Source organism: Spiroplasma endosymbiont of Stenodema calcarata, assembly GCF_964031205.1.
Taxonomy (GTDB): Bacteria; Bacillota_I; Bacilli_A; order Mycoplasmatales; family Mycoplasmataceae; genus Spiroplasma.
The window spans coordinates 102,172-117,522 of the sequence record NZ_OZ035018.1 but is presented as its reverse complement, the minus strand read 5'-3'; the positions used below and the strand labels follow the sequence as shown (position 1 = coordinate 117,522).

The following is a 15,351-nucleotide window of genomic DNA, read 5'->3' as shown; positions in this document are numbered from 1 at the left end:
TTTATCAAAATCTTTAATCTGATAACTTATACTTGTATTTGATACAAAATCACTTGTATCAACAAATTCTCATTCATTTGGAATTTTTGGTAAATCTTTTTTTGTAAAAAAAACTTATCTAAATATTTAGTAGTACCTAATGTATCATCAGTACTTTCAATACCAGCAACTGTACTATCAATAATATCAAAGTCTGCTGTTTGTTTATTATTCCCAAAACTAGGGTCTCAAACTCTTAATTCACCTGTTTCAGCATTAAAATCAGCATTATTACGACCACTTGAATTAGATAATAAAGTTATTTTATTTTGTTTTAAATCTGAAACAGTAATTTCATCATTTTGATTTTTAATAATAAATTTATTATCAATTTTAATATTACTACCACTTTGTTTTGCTTTTCAAACATTATCTTCATAATAAATTGTATTATTATCAAATGGAACTATTAATTTAATATATTCATTATAATCAATTTTAGAAAAATCATTAATAATAGGATAAGTTATATTTATTGAATAATCAGTTTGTAATCGTTCTTTTAATCAAAATAATAATGTTGGATAAAAAGTTTTTTTACTAATATGTTTATATTCTTCTTCTCATGGATGAGCATAATTATCTAATAAATAATTATAAGGTCTAGTTTTTGTTTTACTAGATATAATATCAATTATTTCACCAGCTAATTTTAAAGCATTTTTAACATCTCTTGTAATAGTATCATTTGCATCAGGATCATTAGTTTGTGAATAAGCAACACCACCTTGTGAAAATGAAGCACTACCAGTTAAATCATTAACTCCTTTGGGTAAATATCAATTTATAACTGCTAATAAACAAGCTGATTGAATATAACTTAATCATTTATCATATTCAATTAAACCCGTATTATCTTTTTTTACTCAGGGAAATAAATCTTTTTTATTTATTTTATCTGAAATTGTCCCACCTGATAATCGATCCATTCATAAACTAGTTTTTAAAATAGCATTATAAATTAAATTATCATTATAAGCAGATTGTCTGCTATCATTAATAGGTTGCCAAAGTTTACTTTCTTTAACATTTTCAACTGTTATAAATAACAAATTATTTAAATTATTTTCCATATAAAACACCCCTTAATTGATTACGATATTTATTTTTTAAATTAGATGGTTTATAACTATTAACTTTTCTTTTAGTTTTATTAATTACTTTAATAGATTTATTAACCTGATAAAATTTATTTTTAACTGGTGTTTTATATAAATTCTTAATATTTTTAACATCACTTTTGCGCTCACGATATCATTTTTTATTATTAATTTCACCAGCAAAATTAAAATTAAAATGTCCAATCTTTAAATTATTAATAAAATTTTTAATTTGTTGTAATTTTTGAACTGTTGGTAATGTTAATTTAATGTTTCCTTTTGGATATTTTTCTTTTAGTGATTTTGGTAATCGTTTTTTAATATAATCTCTTAAATGACTAGGTAATCATTTTCTTAATCAATATCTTCAAAAATAAAGTCCCAGCATTAGATACAGCATTACTTAATAATTTTCATATTTCAACTGGAACACTAGGATAAACATAAGGTCCATAAAACTTAGGTCTCTTTGCTGTTTTTGTATATATTAAAATAGTTAAATTACCTGTTAAAGTTAACTTATTTGTTATATTAAACATACCACTTTCAAGTCAACTACTATTTAAAGGTTTTCAATTAGTATTTAGATAATTTTCATTTTTAAATTGTTTTCTATTTTTAATATTATTATCTTTTTCTAATTGACTTAATATTTGTTGAATTTCTCTTTTATGACCTTTTTTAATTAAATCTAAATAAGTAAACGGATTTAATCATTGATAAATATCTTCAACTTTATTTGTAATTTTTTGTAAAGGATTATAAACTTTATTAATTAAATTAACAAATTTATTAAGTAAAATTGTATTTTCTTCACCTAATAAAATTGTAGTAATAACTCTTAAAATTAATAAATTCATAATTAATTTTAAACCTGTTCCATTAATTTAACACTATAATTAATTACTTTTTTGTAGCACTTGGCATTTGAATATTAATATCATTTGCTGAATTACCTACTAATCAATTTTTACCATTTAAAGAAATTATAACCTGAGTTGGTACTGACATATCATATCTTGATTGTGTATTAAAATCAGGTTTTTTAATGACAATTTCAAAATCATTTTCTGTTATAGTTTCTGTTAAGTCATCATCAATACCTTTTATAATTTGAGGTTGTAATGCATTAATTAATTCATTTTTTACTACATTTTTAGGGTCGTTAACTTTAAATTCTGTTGGACTATCAACATCACCATTAATTACATCACTTAAATTTTTTAGTATAAATTTATTTACATTTATATTAACTACTTTTTGTCCATCAGCATTATTTTTACCTTTAATATTTAAAACAAAATTATTACTATTAGCAATTAAATTAATATCATTTTTTCCCATAAAATCAGTGCTTATTTCAAAATCATTTTCTGTTAAACTATCATTAATTTTTTTAATTTCTGATAAAACAGAATTTTTATAAACATTACTTATTTCATTTTGAGTTGCTGTTTTAGGGTCTAAAACATTTTCAATAAAATCATTTTCTGATGCTGTCGGTGTAGCAATATTACTTATATTTATTTTCCTAGGGGTTGGTCCTGGGTGTTGGTGATGGAATAACATAATCAATAGGAACACGATAAGTTTTATTTAAATTATTAATTGCTTGTGTAATTTCATCTTGTGTAGGTGCTTTTTCTAAAATAATTTTACATGTTTTAGGATATAAAATTGTTGGTGTTGCATATTGTACTTTACCAATTCATTTAGGGTTAGCAGTATCATTATCTAAAACTTGTTGAATAGTATCCATATTAATTGGATATGCTCATACTTGTTTATTAATAAGTAAACCATTTACATTAGTAAAATTATAACCTTTATCTCGATTAACTTGTCCTTTTGTATATGTTTTTTCTAAATGAAAACTTTTAGATACAGGAATACCCATTGCAGTATTTTCATATAATTCACCATTAACCATTGCTTTTAATTGAGCTTGTGATCCAATTACTTTTAAATAAGCAGGTGTTAATCCTAAATATGCTCTTCGCCCTAAAACCATAAACATTTTATCTGTTGGTAAACCAAAATATAAATTACTAATTTGATTAGTTAATTCAATTAAATTTTCATTTAATGTAAAGAATGCTTTATTTGCATCATCAGCATTTTCAGCTGTATAACTACGAAATGGAATAACTTCATATTGACCATCTGCTAAACAATAATCATAAATCGCTTGAATTAATTCACATTCTAAATTGACAAATTTATTTTGTACAACACTAGAAATAGCATCAGCAATAACACCATTTTTAATATTTTGTTCTATTAATTCTAAGTCAAAAGCTTCATTCATTAATTTTAAATTAAATCTTTTATCAATAGGAACTGGAATTCTTGTTAATCCCATTGTTTGAGTTGTTCCACCATTTGGTAATGAATAATCATCTTGTCATACCACACGATGAGTTAAATTATATAATGCTTGTCCAGCATTTGGTAATCAAGCAACTTGTTCAGCAGTTGCTGTTGCATATTGCATAATACTTGCATATTCATTATATAAAGGTCCACGCAATAAAGCATTAACCATATCAACATATGCTTTTTGATCTGTTGTATTACCTTCTAATGTAAAAGGTACTTGTGGCAAATTAATTGTTGCCATAATTTCACTCCCTTATTATCTAAGGTTTTTAAGTGTAAAATCTGATATCTTTTTAATCTCTTCAGGTGTATATGCACCTTTTTCTTTAATACTTTCAATTTCATCATTTTTATTTTCAACCGAATTTTCAATCATTTCTTTAATAAAATTAGTTGGTGAAATTGATTGTTGTTCTTCAACAAACAAATCAGGTTTTAATTCTTTTAAAGTTTGCATTTTTTCAGTTAAAGAATTACCACTAACTTTATTTAAGTTAGTTTTAATATCTTCAATTTTAGTAGATGGAACATCTTTAAATGCTTTTAATTCATCTAATTCATTAGATAATTTAATAAAGTCTTCTTTTGATATAACATCTTCACGCTTTTGCACACTTTCTCTAATTTGCTTTGCTTCATTATTAAATTGATTTAAGATATTTTCAGCAATCTCTTCACTTAAACCTTGTTCGATTAATTGTTCTTTTGTAAGTGCCATTTTATAAACCTCTCTTTTTTTATTCTTGTCCGATTAACAAGTCAGCATAAACTCTTTTTTAACGGTAAAAGATTAAACCTATAACTTGATTATAGATTATTATTTTGACAATACAATACTTTTTTATACAAAATACTAATATTAATATATTTTATTGCTAATTTAGCCCTTAAAACGAGTGATAAAAGTATTGACAAATAATTATATTTATGTATAATTAAATTGGTTATAAAAAAGTGAGAGTTAACCACTCCCATCTATTGCATTACTATCTTATTCGGATAGTTTTTTTATGTTATAATTTAACTAATAGAAAAGAGGGTTAATTGGAATGAAAAGATTATTAAGTATTATTGGAGCAATTAGTTTAGTAGGAACAAGTACAACAAGTTTAGTTGCTTGTAAAACTGAGGACCAATTATGATTAGAGAAATTAAAAAAAGAAAAAGAAGAAAACAAAATTAAAACAAATAACAAAGAAATTAGAGATAACTTAGAATGAATTTCGGCACAAGAAAAACCCTTTAATACAGTTGATAATAAATATTATTATGTAGTGTGGTGTAATAATAAAATTAATAATTGAAAATTAACTATATTTCAAAATAATCAATATTTAAGCTCTAATAAACCTAAAATAACTATTGATTTTTATAATGAATATGAATTAAATTTAGAAATTTCTAGTATTGGAATTAATATAAATATATATAAATCAGGAATAGGTGGTTTTTTTCATTGATGATATAAATCTGTTGATTATATAAAATCAGTTTATCGTTGAAATTTAGATACTAAGGAACCTGATTTAATTATTGATGATAAAGGTAAGTTAAAGGTGAATAAAAAAGAGATTTAATAATCTCTTTTTCTTTTATCTTGGTTTTATTGTAATTTTAACTGGATCATCACTATTATTTACCATATTCAATACGCCTAAGGCATTTAAGTCTATTGTTATATTTTTATCATTACCTCATTTATTCATATTTAAGCGTTGGCAAAGTAAGAAAGGAATAATTATTTTTGAAAATCTAATTTTTAATTTTAGGTCATTACTATAATATACTTGTAAATAAGTTTCTTTAATTTTATCATCAACATTATTAGATAATTTTGTTATTTGTAATAGAAATAATATACTGCATCGTTCCATATTTTTATCTATAAAATATTTATTTTGATAATTTCCACTTGGTAAACCATTAGTGTATGCAATAGCATATTTTGTTTCAATATCATTTATTTTTATATTATCTGTATATAAAGTTATTGTATTTTCAAAATTTATATTATCAGTCTGTGATGTACCTTCTTTTTGCAAAGTTATATTAGATAATTTTCCTCAACTAAATCCACAATTAGAATAATCACCTAAAATATTAACATCTCTATCATTAATAAAATGTTCTATATCAGGTTTTAGACAGTTAACTTGTAAATTAGCCAAATTACTTATTTCTATTGTTTTATATGCATCTTGAAACTTACTAATACTTTGAATTGTTGGATCAATTTCTTTTAAATCAATTTCAATTTCATAATATGCATTCTTAAAACTATTATCAAATAAGTCAAAATAAATACTGCCAAAAAGATTATTTTCATTACTACTACATTGTGCTGGGGCTGTAATTTTAGTTATTAATGCTTGTCCTTTTTTACCATCTCAGATATCTTTGCTATACTCTGGGTAATTATATGGTACTGGTGGTAAGACATATTGTGGGTAATTAAATGTTGGTATTTCATAGTCATGAGGTAATAAAAAACTAGTTTTATAATTAGTTGTCATATCTCGTAAATTGTCATATCTCGTAAATAATTATTTAATGTACTTTTTGTTTTACCACGAAAACTCCATACTGATAATCTTAAAAAATCTTCTTCATTATTTGTATATGGATTATCAGCATAAAAGATAATTTCAAAATTACCTTTATATAATGCTTGAATTGAAAACATATCAATTATATAACTACAATTTGTACCATCTGGTGTTTGTAAAAATTCTAAATCATTATCTTTTTCACTATCACTAACTGGTGTTTGTGCATCTACGGCTCTTATTAATTCATTAATTAAATATATTCTATTAGTTTTAGGGTTTAATTGTTTTAAATTATAAATTGAATAAGTTATTCTTTCAGTTGGTTTACCATCTTTTTCTAAAACATTACCTTGTATTTTATCAGTTAATAAAGTTGTAAACCCTAAACTAGTAGCATTAGCACCAAATATAGCACCAACTTTATCATTACCTTGTTCTCTAAATATTTCAAAAGGTAAATATCCATTACCTTTGGCACTATCACCTCAAAATGCATCATTATAAAAACTATAAATATTTGCACTCATAAAACCATTTAATCATTGAAAATTAGGTCAAGTTTTTTCATCTTGATTAATAACTCAACCTCAAGGAATACCAAATGAAATAAAGTTTAAGAATTTACCAACTCCACCAGGTATTGTAAAAGGATTAAATACTAATTTTTGTGTATAGTTTAAAGGTAATATTGTTATTTGTCGATTAATAAAATTATTTATATTTAAAATATCTCAAACATTACAAGACCCCATTTTATTATATTCAAATTGAACTTGTCCAACTGTATTACCAAATTCATCTTTTCTTCTAAAATATGATGAAGCTTGCGTACTAATAATATTATCAACATTACCACTATTTACTTTTATTTTATTAGGTGGCGTTATATTTCAATTTTTAGATCAATAAAATTTAGATTCTTTATTTTCTGTATGAATATTTCTACCAACACTAGAATTAGTAGCTGATGTAGTAGTAGGGTCTGTTATAACAATACCTTCACTATTTTTTGAACTTCAAAAGTCATATCTTGCTTCCATAAAATCTTTTCAATCTTTAAATCCTGTTATCATTGTTGGCTGAATACCTTGAATATTATATCAACTTACATCTGGTGAAGCATAAGTATTAATTTTATCAGGGGAAGCAGGATACATATTATACATTAATAAATCTCGGGAATTCATTACTTTTTTATTAAATTGACCTTTAATAATTGGTCGACCAATAACTGGTATATCAAATAAAATTGGGTTACCATAAAATTTAACTGACATTGCTCTAACACCAGGGTCTTTTAATAAAATCTCATCTAATTCAACAATACCTTTATTTAATTTTTCATCATAAGTTATTTTAGGAAAACAATAACCTTCACCAGGTGCACTTGTTTGAATAAATTGTCTTACTGATAAACCACTATTACTAATTTTGTCATTAATACTTGAAAATGTAATTTCTTGTCATAAAAAACTACCATCATAAGGTGAATAATAATTAATAACATTAGAGGGATATAATCATTGTCTATCTTGTGGAGCAGAATTAATATCACCACCACCAATATTTAAACCACGATCATTAAATACAGTATAAAAATTATAATAATCATTAATATTTAATTTCTCAGCATCTTCATCTAAAATTAATAAAGTATATTGTCTTTCTGTTGATTGTTGAGTAAATACTTGTTCAAATTTTGCTTCACCAAATTGAATTGAACTTCTATCATCAATCATATAAGCATCTCAATATTTACCAACTTTAACTTCTTTTGTATAAAAATTATCTGCTTTATTATCATTATTAATAAAATAACTTAATTTATATTGATTTAAGTATTCTAGCATTTTATTAATATCATAAATGTTTGCACCATCAATTAATTTTCAATAAACATTATTATTTTCATCATTTAATTTTATTGCAAAAGGTGTTTCATTATTAGCTCATATAGTTGAATTAATGGGCTGATTTTTAAAATCATCAATAGTTAAAATATTAATTTCTTCACCTTTATATTTTTGTACTATTTTTAAACTATTTTGTCATTGTGCAATAGTACTTTCCATATTATCAAATATTCTTGTATAACTACCATAATCACTTGGCTTAGCATTATTAGGTTTTCAACCTGTTTCAGTATCAGGTATATATGAACTATAAACATTAAAAGGAAATACCATTCAATGTCTATTATCTCGTATGTTTTCTCTGATATCTATTAAAGTATCATGGGCTTGTCTTCTTAATTCTTCCATTACACCGGGGTTAATTCTACTCATTTTTTTAATCCTCTTTTATTTCTGTTCGACCTTGGGTAGCATTTTGATTATTACCAGTTTCATCATATTCCATTAATTTATTATTATGTTCTATTTCTTTACTTTGCATTTTATCTTGTCATGCTTCTACTTTTTCAAAATACTTATTTGCTTCTAATTCATCAATATTATCATATTCAGTAATTGCTCTTACTGGCTCCATTGTTCCATTTTCTAATCTAACAGTAATTAATTCATTTTGTCGCATTTGATCTACTAAACTAGCACTAACAAAATTAAAACCATAAGGTCTTTCACCAGTACCATCTCATAAACCATAATATTTTAAAACTGGATCAAATACTTTTGTATAGTATTGCTTACGATATGCTTGTAAATATGCTTGTTTTTCTAAATCTTTTGTTTTAGTTAATAATGATTGTGTTTTATTTTGGTCATTATCTGATTTATCACCAAAAGGACTAGAAAAATGACATGCTAAATATACTTGTTCAATAATTGCTTTTTGGTCTTCTGTATATGTTTCTAGTGTTGGTGTACCTTGTACTACTTGTAAAGATTGTGATAATTGACCATCTACGGCTGATTGACCTGATTGAATAAAAATATCATCAAAAGCATCTTGTATTACTTTTTTATTACCTTTATTATAAGCAGTCATTAAATCATCATCTAATACTCCATATCAATGTGTACGATTTGCTCATCTTTCTTTTGATTTAATATTAAAACTATCTTCTAAATCAAACTGTAATTTATAGCAATTTGCCATAGTAGGTCATGGATTTAAAGTTGTTGATGTTGATAAGAACAACGGATTAGGTTCATTTATCATTTCTCAAAAAGGTACAATACCTAATTTATTATTAAATTCTTGTACTAAAACAGGTTTAACATCATCTTTAATTTGTGTTTTACTTTGCCCAACAACTACTTCATTATTTTTAGGTCAACCTTTAATAACTATTTTATCTTTGGTACAAATTAAATTTAAAATAAAACCACTGTCTGATTGATGATAATTTAATCAAATATCAGCACCTTGTTCAATTTCATTTATTTTACTTACTCGTGATGTAAAGTTAAAAGGATTAATTCATAAATCAATATTACCATCACTAGTTTCTAATAAACCAAAGATAGTTTTACCCATTAAACTTGCTGTTAATTCATTTTTATCTAATTTTTCTTTAATTTTATAAGTTTCATATCATCAGTTTAATTTTTCTAAAATGTCTTTACGATGAGACTTAAATAAAATATCTTTACCATTTATTAGCCGCATTTGATGACGAGCAATAATATTTGCTAAATTAATTGTTCATTCATAATTATAAAATTTTAAAACACTATTAATATCAGTTAAGTTTGGTAAACTAGGGAAAGTATTATTCATTGTTATTTTGCTCCTTTAATTTTAAAATAAGTGCATAATTAATAATATTTACTGTTAATAAATTTGGTTCATTTGCTAAAACTTGTACACATACTTTAACTTTTTGATATTTCTTAATATATTCGTTATATAAATTTAATTTACATATTGCGATATTATCTTTTTTTAATTCTTGACAAAGTCTTTTTTTAACTTGTCCACAAACAGACATATAAAGTCTTTTGCATTTATTACACGTTCATCATGTATTACATAAATATCTTTTTTCATTAAGTTATTCACTCCCTTTGTTGTCATAATTTATAATCTGCTGAACTATTATGTTTAACCATTGGTATTAATTCAAAATGTAAAGCATAAAAATCACTATCAAATGTATCATCATATAAGTCTAATACTTTTTCTTCTCTTGCTTCAGGCTTATCTTCTCATTGAATTAATTCATATTGGGTTTTACTTACAGGACATTTTTCTCATAATCATTTTAATTGATTAGTATTTATTAACATTGTAAATGCTTCTACACGATGTCTTACTTTAAATTTTTGTTTTTGTGCTGGTTTAAATGTCATATATTGACCAAAATTATAATTATATTTCTCTCGGTTTAAACTTTGTAATGTTGAATAAGCACTATCATCAACATTAATTGATATACCTTGTTGTATTAAATTAAAATATTGATTTAATTGATTGTTATAAAACTCTAAAATATCTTTAACTTGTTCTAATTCAGTTTTAAATTGTTGAGTAGCATTTGAGTGTGTATATTCTGCTACTTTATATGCTTTTTTATCAAATGAATTATATATTCAAAAACTCGCTGCTGTTGTATGTCCTTTGGGACTAGTAGCATTCGCAATATCAACACCACCTAATAACTTAGTTGGTTGAATAATATCTGTTGCTTGCATAATATCAATATATCTTGCAAAGATTGACCCACTAGTATTGCCAGGCAATCCTCAACTCCATACTCTTGCTCTTTCAATATCTAATTGTTCTAATCTTAATTGTTCATTAACTTTATCTTGTGGTAATTCATAATTTAATCTTCAACTAGAATAATGAATAATAATTTTCATATTTCATTTTTCAATATACTTAATTTGCTCATATTTACTACGCATTATTTCTTCATTAAAAGGTAATAATTCATTACAATAACCAACAATATATCTTTTTAAACTTTCAGGATTACATGTATTAATTGTTATTTTATTTTGATAACCACGAATAGCAAACTCTAAATCACTTAAATCTTTTTGTTGAAATTGGTCGCATTCTTCTCTTCAATCAATAACTAATTTATATTTATTCAAATCAGCAAAAGCTTTTAATTTTTCTTTCCGACTTGGTGAATGTAAACCTTTACAATATATTTTGCTGCCATTTGATAAAGTAAAAGTAAAATTTGATAAATTAATAGTATAAGGAATATGATTTTCATCTAGCATATTTCATATATTTTGAAATACACTATCTTTTAAATCTTTACTTCAATACATACTAGCAATTATACAAATTGGCTCTTTAATTAATAAACTAATTTTTAATAATTCACCAAACATTTTAATATTTGATATAGTCTTACCACTATATCGTGTTCCAATTTGATTAATTTCATTAACTAACTCAAACTTTTTAGCAAAGGGATATTTATTACCAATACTACTATTTTGTAATAATCAATATGGAGTTTCTAATAAATAAGTAAAATGATTAAGCATTATTATCACTTTCTTTTTTAATATTTCTAATATCAGTTTGCAAATTAACAATTATTTTCTGTTGATTGTTTAAGTTTAATTCTTGTTCTAACTGTTTTTCTTGCAGTGAATATTTATAATTAAATGCTCGTTGTCAATATAATTTAGCACCATCAGGTGATTTCATCATAAAATTAATTATTTCACTTTCAATTTTATCAACTTGTTTTTCAAGTAAAGGAACTATCTTTTTGCTCTTGTAAGTTTCATATCTTCATCTGTTAGAAAGGTTGAATTTATTGGTTAAATCATTCAAAGTATAAGGTTTATTTGGGTTCTTATCATTTCAAAATTCTTCAATTTTTCTTCAAAATGTAGTATAACTTGCTTTTTTTGGATTAAATTCTTTCATTTTTTACTCCTTTTTTGCATATTAAAATTGCTATTATTTAATGAATATGATTAAATAAAAGAGTAAATAAATATCTGATAAATAAAAGAACTCTCACAAGTTCTTTTTTTATTATCTATATTTTACATCAAAATAAAAAAAGTAAAGTAATTTACTTTTTATTTTAGTATACAAGCATATAGAGATAAATTGGAGCTTGCTACAATTTAATTATATAATTAATAATATATTTGTCAATAATTCTTTAATTTTGTCGAAAACTCTTGATATTTATAGAATATATCTAATTTTAGGTATATTTTTAATATATAGAGGTAAATAATTGATGGAAAAAATAATTACAGAATTAAAAAACAGTTTTACAGATGATCAATTTTTAGAATTTGCTGAAAAAATAAAAAAAGAAGCAGAAGTAATCAAAAAACAAAAACGTTTAAATGAAATTGATCAAAAATTTAGAGATAAAGGCATTATATGTCCTGATTGTAAATCTTATCATTGTGTTAAAAATGGTCATAATCCCGAAGGAAAACAAAAATATTTATGTAAAAAATGTCGTGCTAGTTTTGATGCTTTTCGTCATCATTTTACTTATTGAAGTCATTTAAATTATGAACAGTGAAATTTATTAATTCAAATTTCATTATTAGGACAATCTAGTAAAATAATTTCCCGTTTTATTAAAACAACACCAAAAACTGCTTGATATAATCGTCAAAAATTAATGCAATCAAAACAATTAGAAAATACTCAATTAAAATTTAAAAAATTAAATGGTCAAATCCAAATTGATGAAACTTTTATTAAAGAAATCCATAAAGGTAATTTTAAAGATAAATTTGATAAACGAAAAACTCATCTTGATCCATTTTCAACTAATACCAAATGCTGTATTCAAATGGTAGTTGATAGCAATAATAATATTTTTGTTCAATCCACCAATACCAAACGATTACAAAAACAATGAATTATTGAAAATATGAATAAGCAATTAATTAAAGAAAAATCAATAATTATTTCTGACATGCAACCATTATATTTATTAGTAGCAAAACAAACAAATTCTACTCTATATTCTACCAAAACTAGTACAAACCCTGATACTAGTTATCGAAAGTTAAATAAGATTAGTAAATTACAATCGAGTCTTAAAGAAGCCTTAATTCATTATCATGGTTTGGGTTTCACTAATATTCAAAATTATTTAAATCTATGAAAATGAAAATACCAACATAAAGGTTTAACACCAAAACAACAATCAACGGTATTATATTTTAACGTTTAAAAAATTTAAAGCAAAATCATGATCTTAAACAAAATTATTTTTCAAATTGTCATATTGATGATTTTTTTATTTCATCAAGAGTTTTCGACAAAATTAAAGCAATAATTTAATTTAAAAAAATGTGAAAATTTATCTTTTTTATAAATTTAATGTATAACTATTTTTATAAAAGAATTGGAGGAAATATAGAGTAATGAAAGATTATACACATGTAAAATATGATGAACGAAGATTTTTTAATGATTTATTGTTATCTGATAGTTGTAAAAAGAAAAATGGTAAGCTTAATTTATCTGAAATATCAAGACAAACAGGAAGAGATATTAATACTGTTAAAAGAGAAATTAATAGATTTACAAATATAGAAGATTATAATGCCCGTGAGGCACATGATGATTATTATAAAAAACGACAGAAATGTATTAAAAAAATACCAACATTTACAGAAGAACAACAAGAATTTTTAAATTTAAGATTTAATATTTTGGGAGATTCACCAGCAGAAATTATTCATCGATTTTTAATAAATTTTGGTATCAATTTTCCCGCTTGTCTTAAAACATTTTATAAATGATTTTTTTTAGGTCTTTTGGGTTTGTTAAAGAAAAATTTATTAAATGGTGGAAGAAGAAATAGAACAAAGAAAAGACCTGATAATCGTGGCAAATTAGATGAAAGATTTAAATCAATATGAGATATTGAAAATAAAGACACTGATGTTGGTTGATTCGAAATGGATACAGTAGTTGGTAAAGACCATCAATCTAGTAATTTAGTTTTAGTTGAACAAAATAGTAAAAATTATTTTGTTATGAAATTAGAAGAACATACTGCTAATGAAGTTTTAGAAAAACTTGAAGAATTAGTTAGAATTAATGGTTTAGTTGGAAAAATTAAAGGAATAATAACAGATAGAGGGAAAGAATTTAGTAAGTTTGAGGAAATGGAAAAAATTACTGGTTCTAATATTTATTTTTGCGACCCAGGTTCACCTAAACAAAAACCTTTAATTGAAAGAATGAACCGTGAATTTAGAAAATGATATCCTAAAGGAACAGATTTTAATAATGTTAGTCAACAAAAAATAGATTGAGTAGTTAATATTATAAATGAAAAATTAAGGCCTGTTTTGAATTGAAGAACAGCAAAAGAGGTATTTTCAGAGAATTTTAGATAAGTTTATTTGAATAATTTAACAAACTATTTTTCAGTGTGCTAAAATTAAGATAAATTTACAAATAATTTTTTTTTTTTTTTAAAAAAAATAGTTGTATTTTTTTAAATGAATGTTATTATCAAAATAACAAGAGATAAATTTGGAGCTTAGATTTACATTATACAATACTTAAAATTAATATTTTCTAATTTATGTTTTGCAACAAGTTGCATAAATTCTTCTGTCACAATTCTTGTTAAAGGTTCAATATTATTATTCATTTCTTAAACTCATTTTCTCCTTATTAATAAAAAATAGAATTAGCAACAATTAATTATTGTCCTAAATCTATTTTCACATCTTGACGATCAACAGCCTCTGCTTCAAAATATAAGAATGTATTTAAACGCAATGAACTTGCTGCGACATTTGATGGTCATGTTTTTAAACTTGCATTAAAATCACGAACTGCTGAATTATAAAAACGACGAGCAGCAGCAATATTGTCTTCACAATCTTTAATTCCTGTTTGCAATTCAATAACACTATTGTTTGCTTTTAAATCAGGATAATTTTCTAATAAAACATTAATTCTCCCCGCTTGACTAGTAATTGCATTATTGACCTTATCTAATTCTTTAACATTTAAATTTTGATTAGTCTGATTTCTTAACGCAACAACTGCTGTCAAAGTATCTTTTTCATATTTCATATACTGTTTTGTACTATCAATTAACTTTGTTAACATGTCAACTCTTCGTTTTAATTGTACATCAATGTCTGATGCTGTTTCTTCAATTTTCTCTTTATTCCGAATTAAATTGTTTCTTGACAAAATAAATAAGAAAATTGGAAAAAGTAAGATAAATCATATATAGACAAAAAACTTTCCAAAAAAACTGCTTCTTGCTGCAACTTCAGCATTATTTACCGTTGGATTGTATCCCATTTTTAGTCCTCTCTCTATAACTATTTGCTAATAATTATATAAGAAAAAAGTTAAAAAACAACAAAAATAATAAAAAATAACTCAATTATGAG

15 protein-coding genes are annotated in these 15,351 nt (G+C 23.9%); 3 read left to right on the top strand and 12 right to left on the bottom strand.

Translation table 4 applies throughout. The features are described 5' to 3' along the window. Window positions 1-26: 26 nt before the first annotated feature. Genes ACQH24_RS00540 through ACQH24_RS00515 form a run of 6 tightly spaced genes read right to left on the bottom strand, consistent with a single transcriptional unit; the run spans window position 27 to window position 4,236 of the window. Window positions 27-1,112 (bottom strand): hypothetical protein, encoded by a 1,086-nt coding sequence (locus ACQH24_RS00540; protein ID WP_425380113.1) that lies wholly within the window; start codon window positions 1,110-1,112, stop codon window positions 27-29. Beyond that, on the bottom strand, window positions 1,102-1,527 hold the full coding sequence (locus ACQH24_RS00535; RefSeq protein WP_425380112.1) for a hypothetical protein: 426 nt from the start codon (window positions 1,525-1,527) through the stop codon (window positions 1,102-1,104). The genes ACQH24_RS00540 and ACQH24_RS00535 overlap by 11 nt, the downstream gene beginning before the upstream one ends. After that, the gene (locus tag ACQH24_RS00530) at window positions 1,478-1,999 is read right to left on the bottom strand and encodes a hypothetical protein (RefSeq protein ID WP_425380111.1); all 522 of its coding nucleotides are present in this window, start codon (window positions 1,997-1,999) and stop codon (window positions 1,478-1,480) included. Before ACQH24_RS00530 ends, ACQH24_RS00535 begins: the two co-directional genes overlap by 50 nt. 43 nt (window positions 2,000-2,042) lie before the next feature. Next, complete coding sequence (locus ACQH24_RS00525; protein WP_425380110.1) at window positions 2,043-2,708, bottom strand: hypothetical protein; 666 nt, start codon at window positions 2,706-2,708, stop codon at window positions 2,043-2,045. Then, window positions 2,671-3,759 carry a hypothetical protein gene (locus ACQH24_RS00520; RefSeq protein ID WP_425380109.1) on the bottom strand — a complete coding sequence of 363 codons (1,089 nt, stop codon included), beginning with the start codon at window positions 3,757-3,759 and terminating at the stop codon, window positions 2,671-2,673. The genes ACQH24_RS00525 and ACQH24_RS00520 overlap by 38 nt, the downstream gene beginning before the upstream one ends. Window positions 3,760-3,774: 15 nt before the next feature. Further along, window positions 3,775-4,236, bottom strand: a complete 462-nt coding sequence (locus tag ACQH24_RS00515; RefSeq protein WP_425380048.1) for a hypothetical protein — start codon at window positions 4,234-4,236, stop codon at window positions 3,775-3,777. Window positions 4,237-4,567: 331 nt separating this feature from the next. Here ACQH24_RS00515 and ACQH24_RS00510 point away from each other — a divergent pair, with 331 nt between their 5' ends. Continuing rightward, the gene (locus tag ACQH24_RS00510; RefSeq protein ID WP_425380108.1) at window positions 4,568-5,095 is read left to right on the top strand and encodes a lipoprotein; all 528 of its coding nucleotides are present in this window, start codon (window positions 4,568-4,570) and stop codon (window positions 5,093-5,095) included. Between the two features lie 785 nt (window positions 5,096-5,880). On the opposite strand, the gene ACQH24_RS00505 is transcribed toward ACQH24_RS00510, so the two are convergent. Genes ACQH24_RS00505 through ACQH24_RS00485 form a run of 5 tightly spaced genes read right to left on the bottom strand, consistent with a single transcriptional unit; the run spans window position 5,881 to window position 11,869 of the window. Then, entirely contained in the window at window positions 5,881-8,352 is a 2,472-nt protein-coding gene (locus ACQH24_RS00505; protein ID WP_425380107.1) for a hypothetical protein, read from the bottom strand. 4 nt (window positions 8,353-8,356) lie between these two features. Beyond that, entirely contained in the window at window positions 8,357-9,748 is a 1,392-nt protein-coding gene (locus ACQH24_RS00500; RefSeq protein WP_425380106.1) for a hypothetical protein, read from the bottom strand. Further along, window positions 9,741-9,959 (bottom strand): hypothetical protein, encoded by a 219-nt coding sequence (locus ACQH24_RS00495; protein ID WP_252156954.1) that lies wholly within the window; start codon window positions 9,957-9,959, stop codon window positions 9,741-9,743. The genes ACQH24_RS00500 and ACQH24_RS00495 overlap by 8 nt, the downstream gene beginning before the upstream one ends. Window positions 9,960-10,017: 58 nt before the next feature. Continuing rightward, window positions 10,018-11,478 (bottom strand): PBSX family phage terminase large subunit, encoded by a 1,461-nt coding sequence (locus ACQH24_RS00490; RefSeq protein ID WP_425380105.1) that lies wholly within the window; start codon window positions 11,476-11,478, stop codon window positions 10,018-10,020. Then, window positions 11,471-11,869 carry a hypothetical protein gene (locus ACQH24_RS00485; RefSeq protein ID WP_425380104.1) on the bottom strand — a complete coding sequence of 133 codons (399 nt, stop codon included), beginning with the start codon at window positions 11,867-11,869 and terminating at the stop codon, window positions 11,471-11,473. The genes ACQH24_RS00490 and ACQH24_RS00485 overlap by 8 nt, the downstream gene beginning before the upstream one ends. Before the next feature lie 325 nt (window positions 11,870-12,194). On the opposite strand from ACQH24_RS00485, the gene ACQH24_RS00480 reads away from it, so the two are divergent. Then, window positions 12,195-13,154: a transposase gene (locus ACQH24_RS00480; RefSeq protein WP_425379371.1), complete on the top strand. Its 960-nt coding sequence runs from the start codon at window positions 12,195-12,197 to the stop codon at window positions 13,152-13,154. A 193-nt stretch (window positions 13,155-13,347) separates the two neighbouring features. Continuing rightward, window positions 13,348-14,331: an IS30 family transposase gene (locus ACQH24_RS00475; protein WP_425380103.1), complete on the top strand. Its 984-nt coding sequence runs from the start codon at window positions 13,348-13,350 to the stop codon at window positions 14,329-14,331. Between the two features lie 313 nt (window positions 14,332-14,644). Here the strand turns inward: ACQH24_RS00475 and ACQH24_RS00470 are convergent, their stop codons facing one another. Continuing rightward, complete coding sequence (locus ACQH24_RS00470; protein ID WP_425380102.1) at window positions 14,645-15,259, bottom strand: LemA family protein; 615 nt, start codon at window positions 15,257-15,259, stop codon at window positions 14,645-14,647. Window positions 15,260-15,351: the final 92 nt, after the last annotated feature.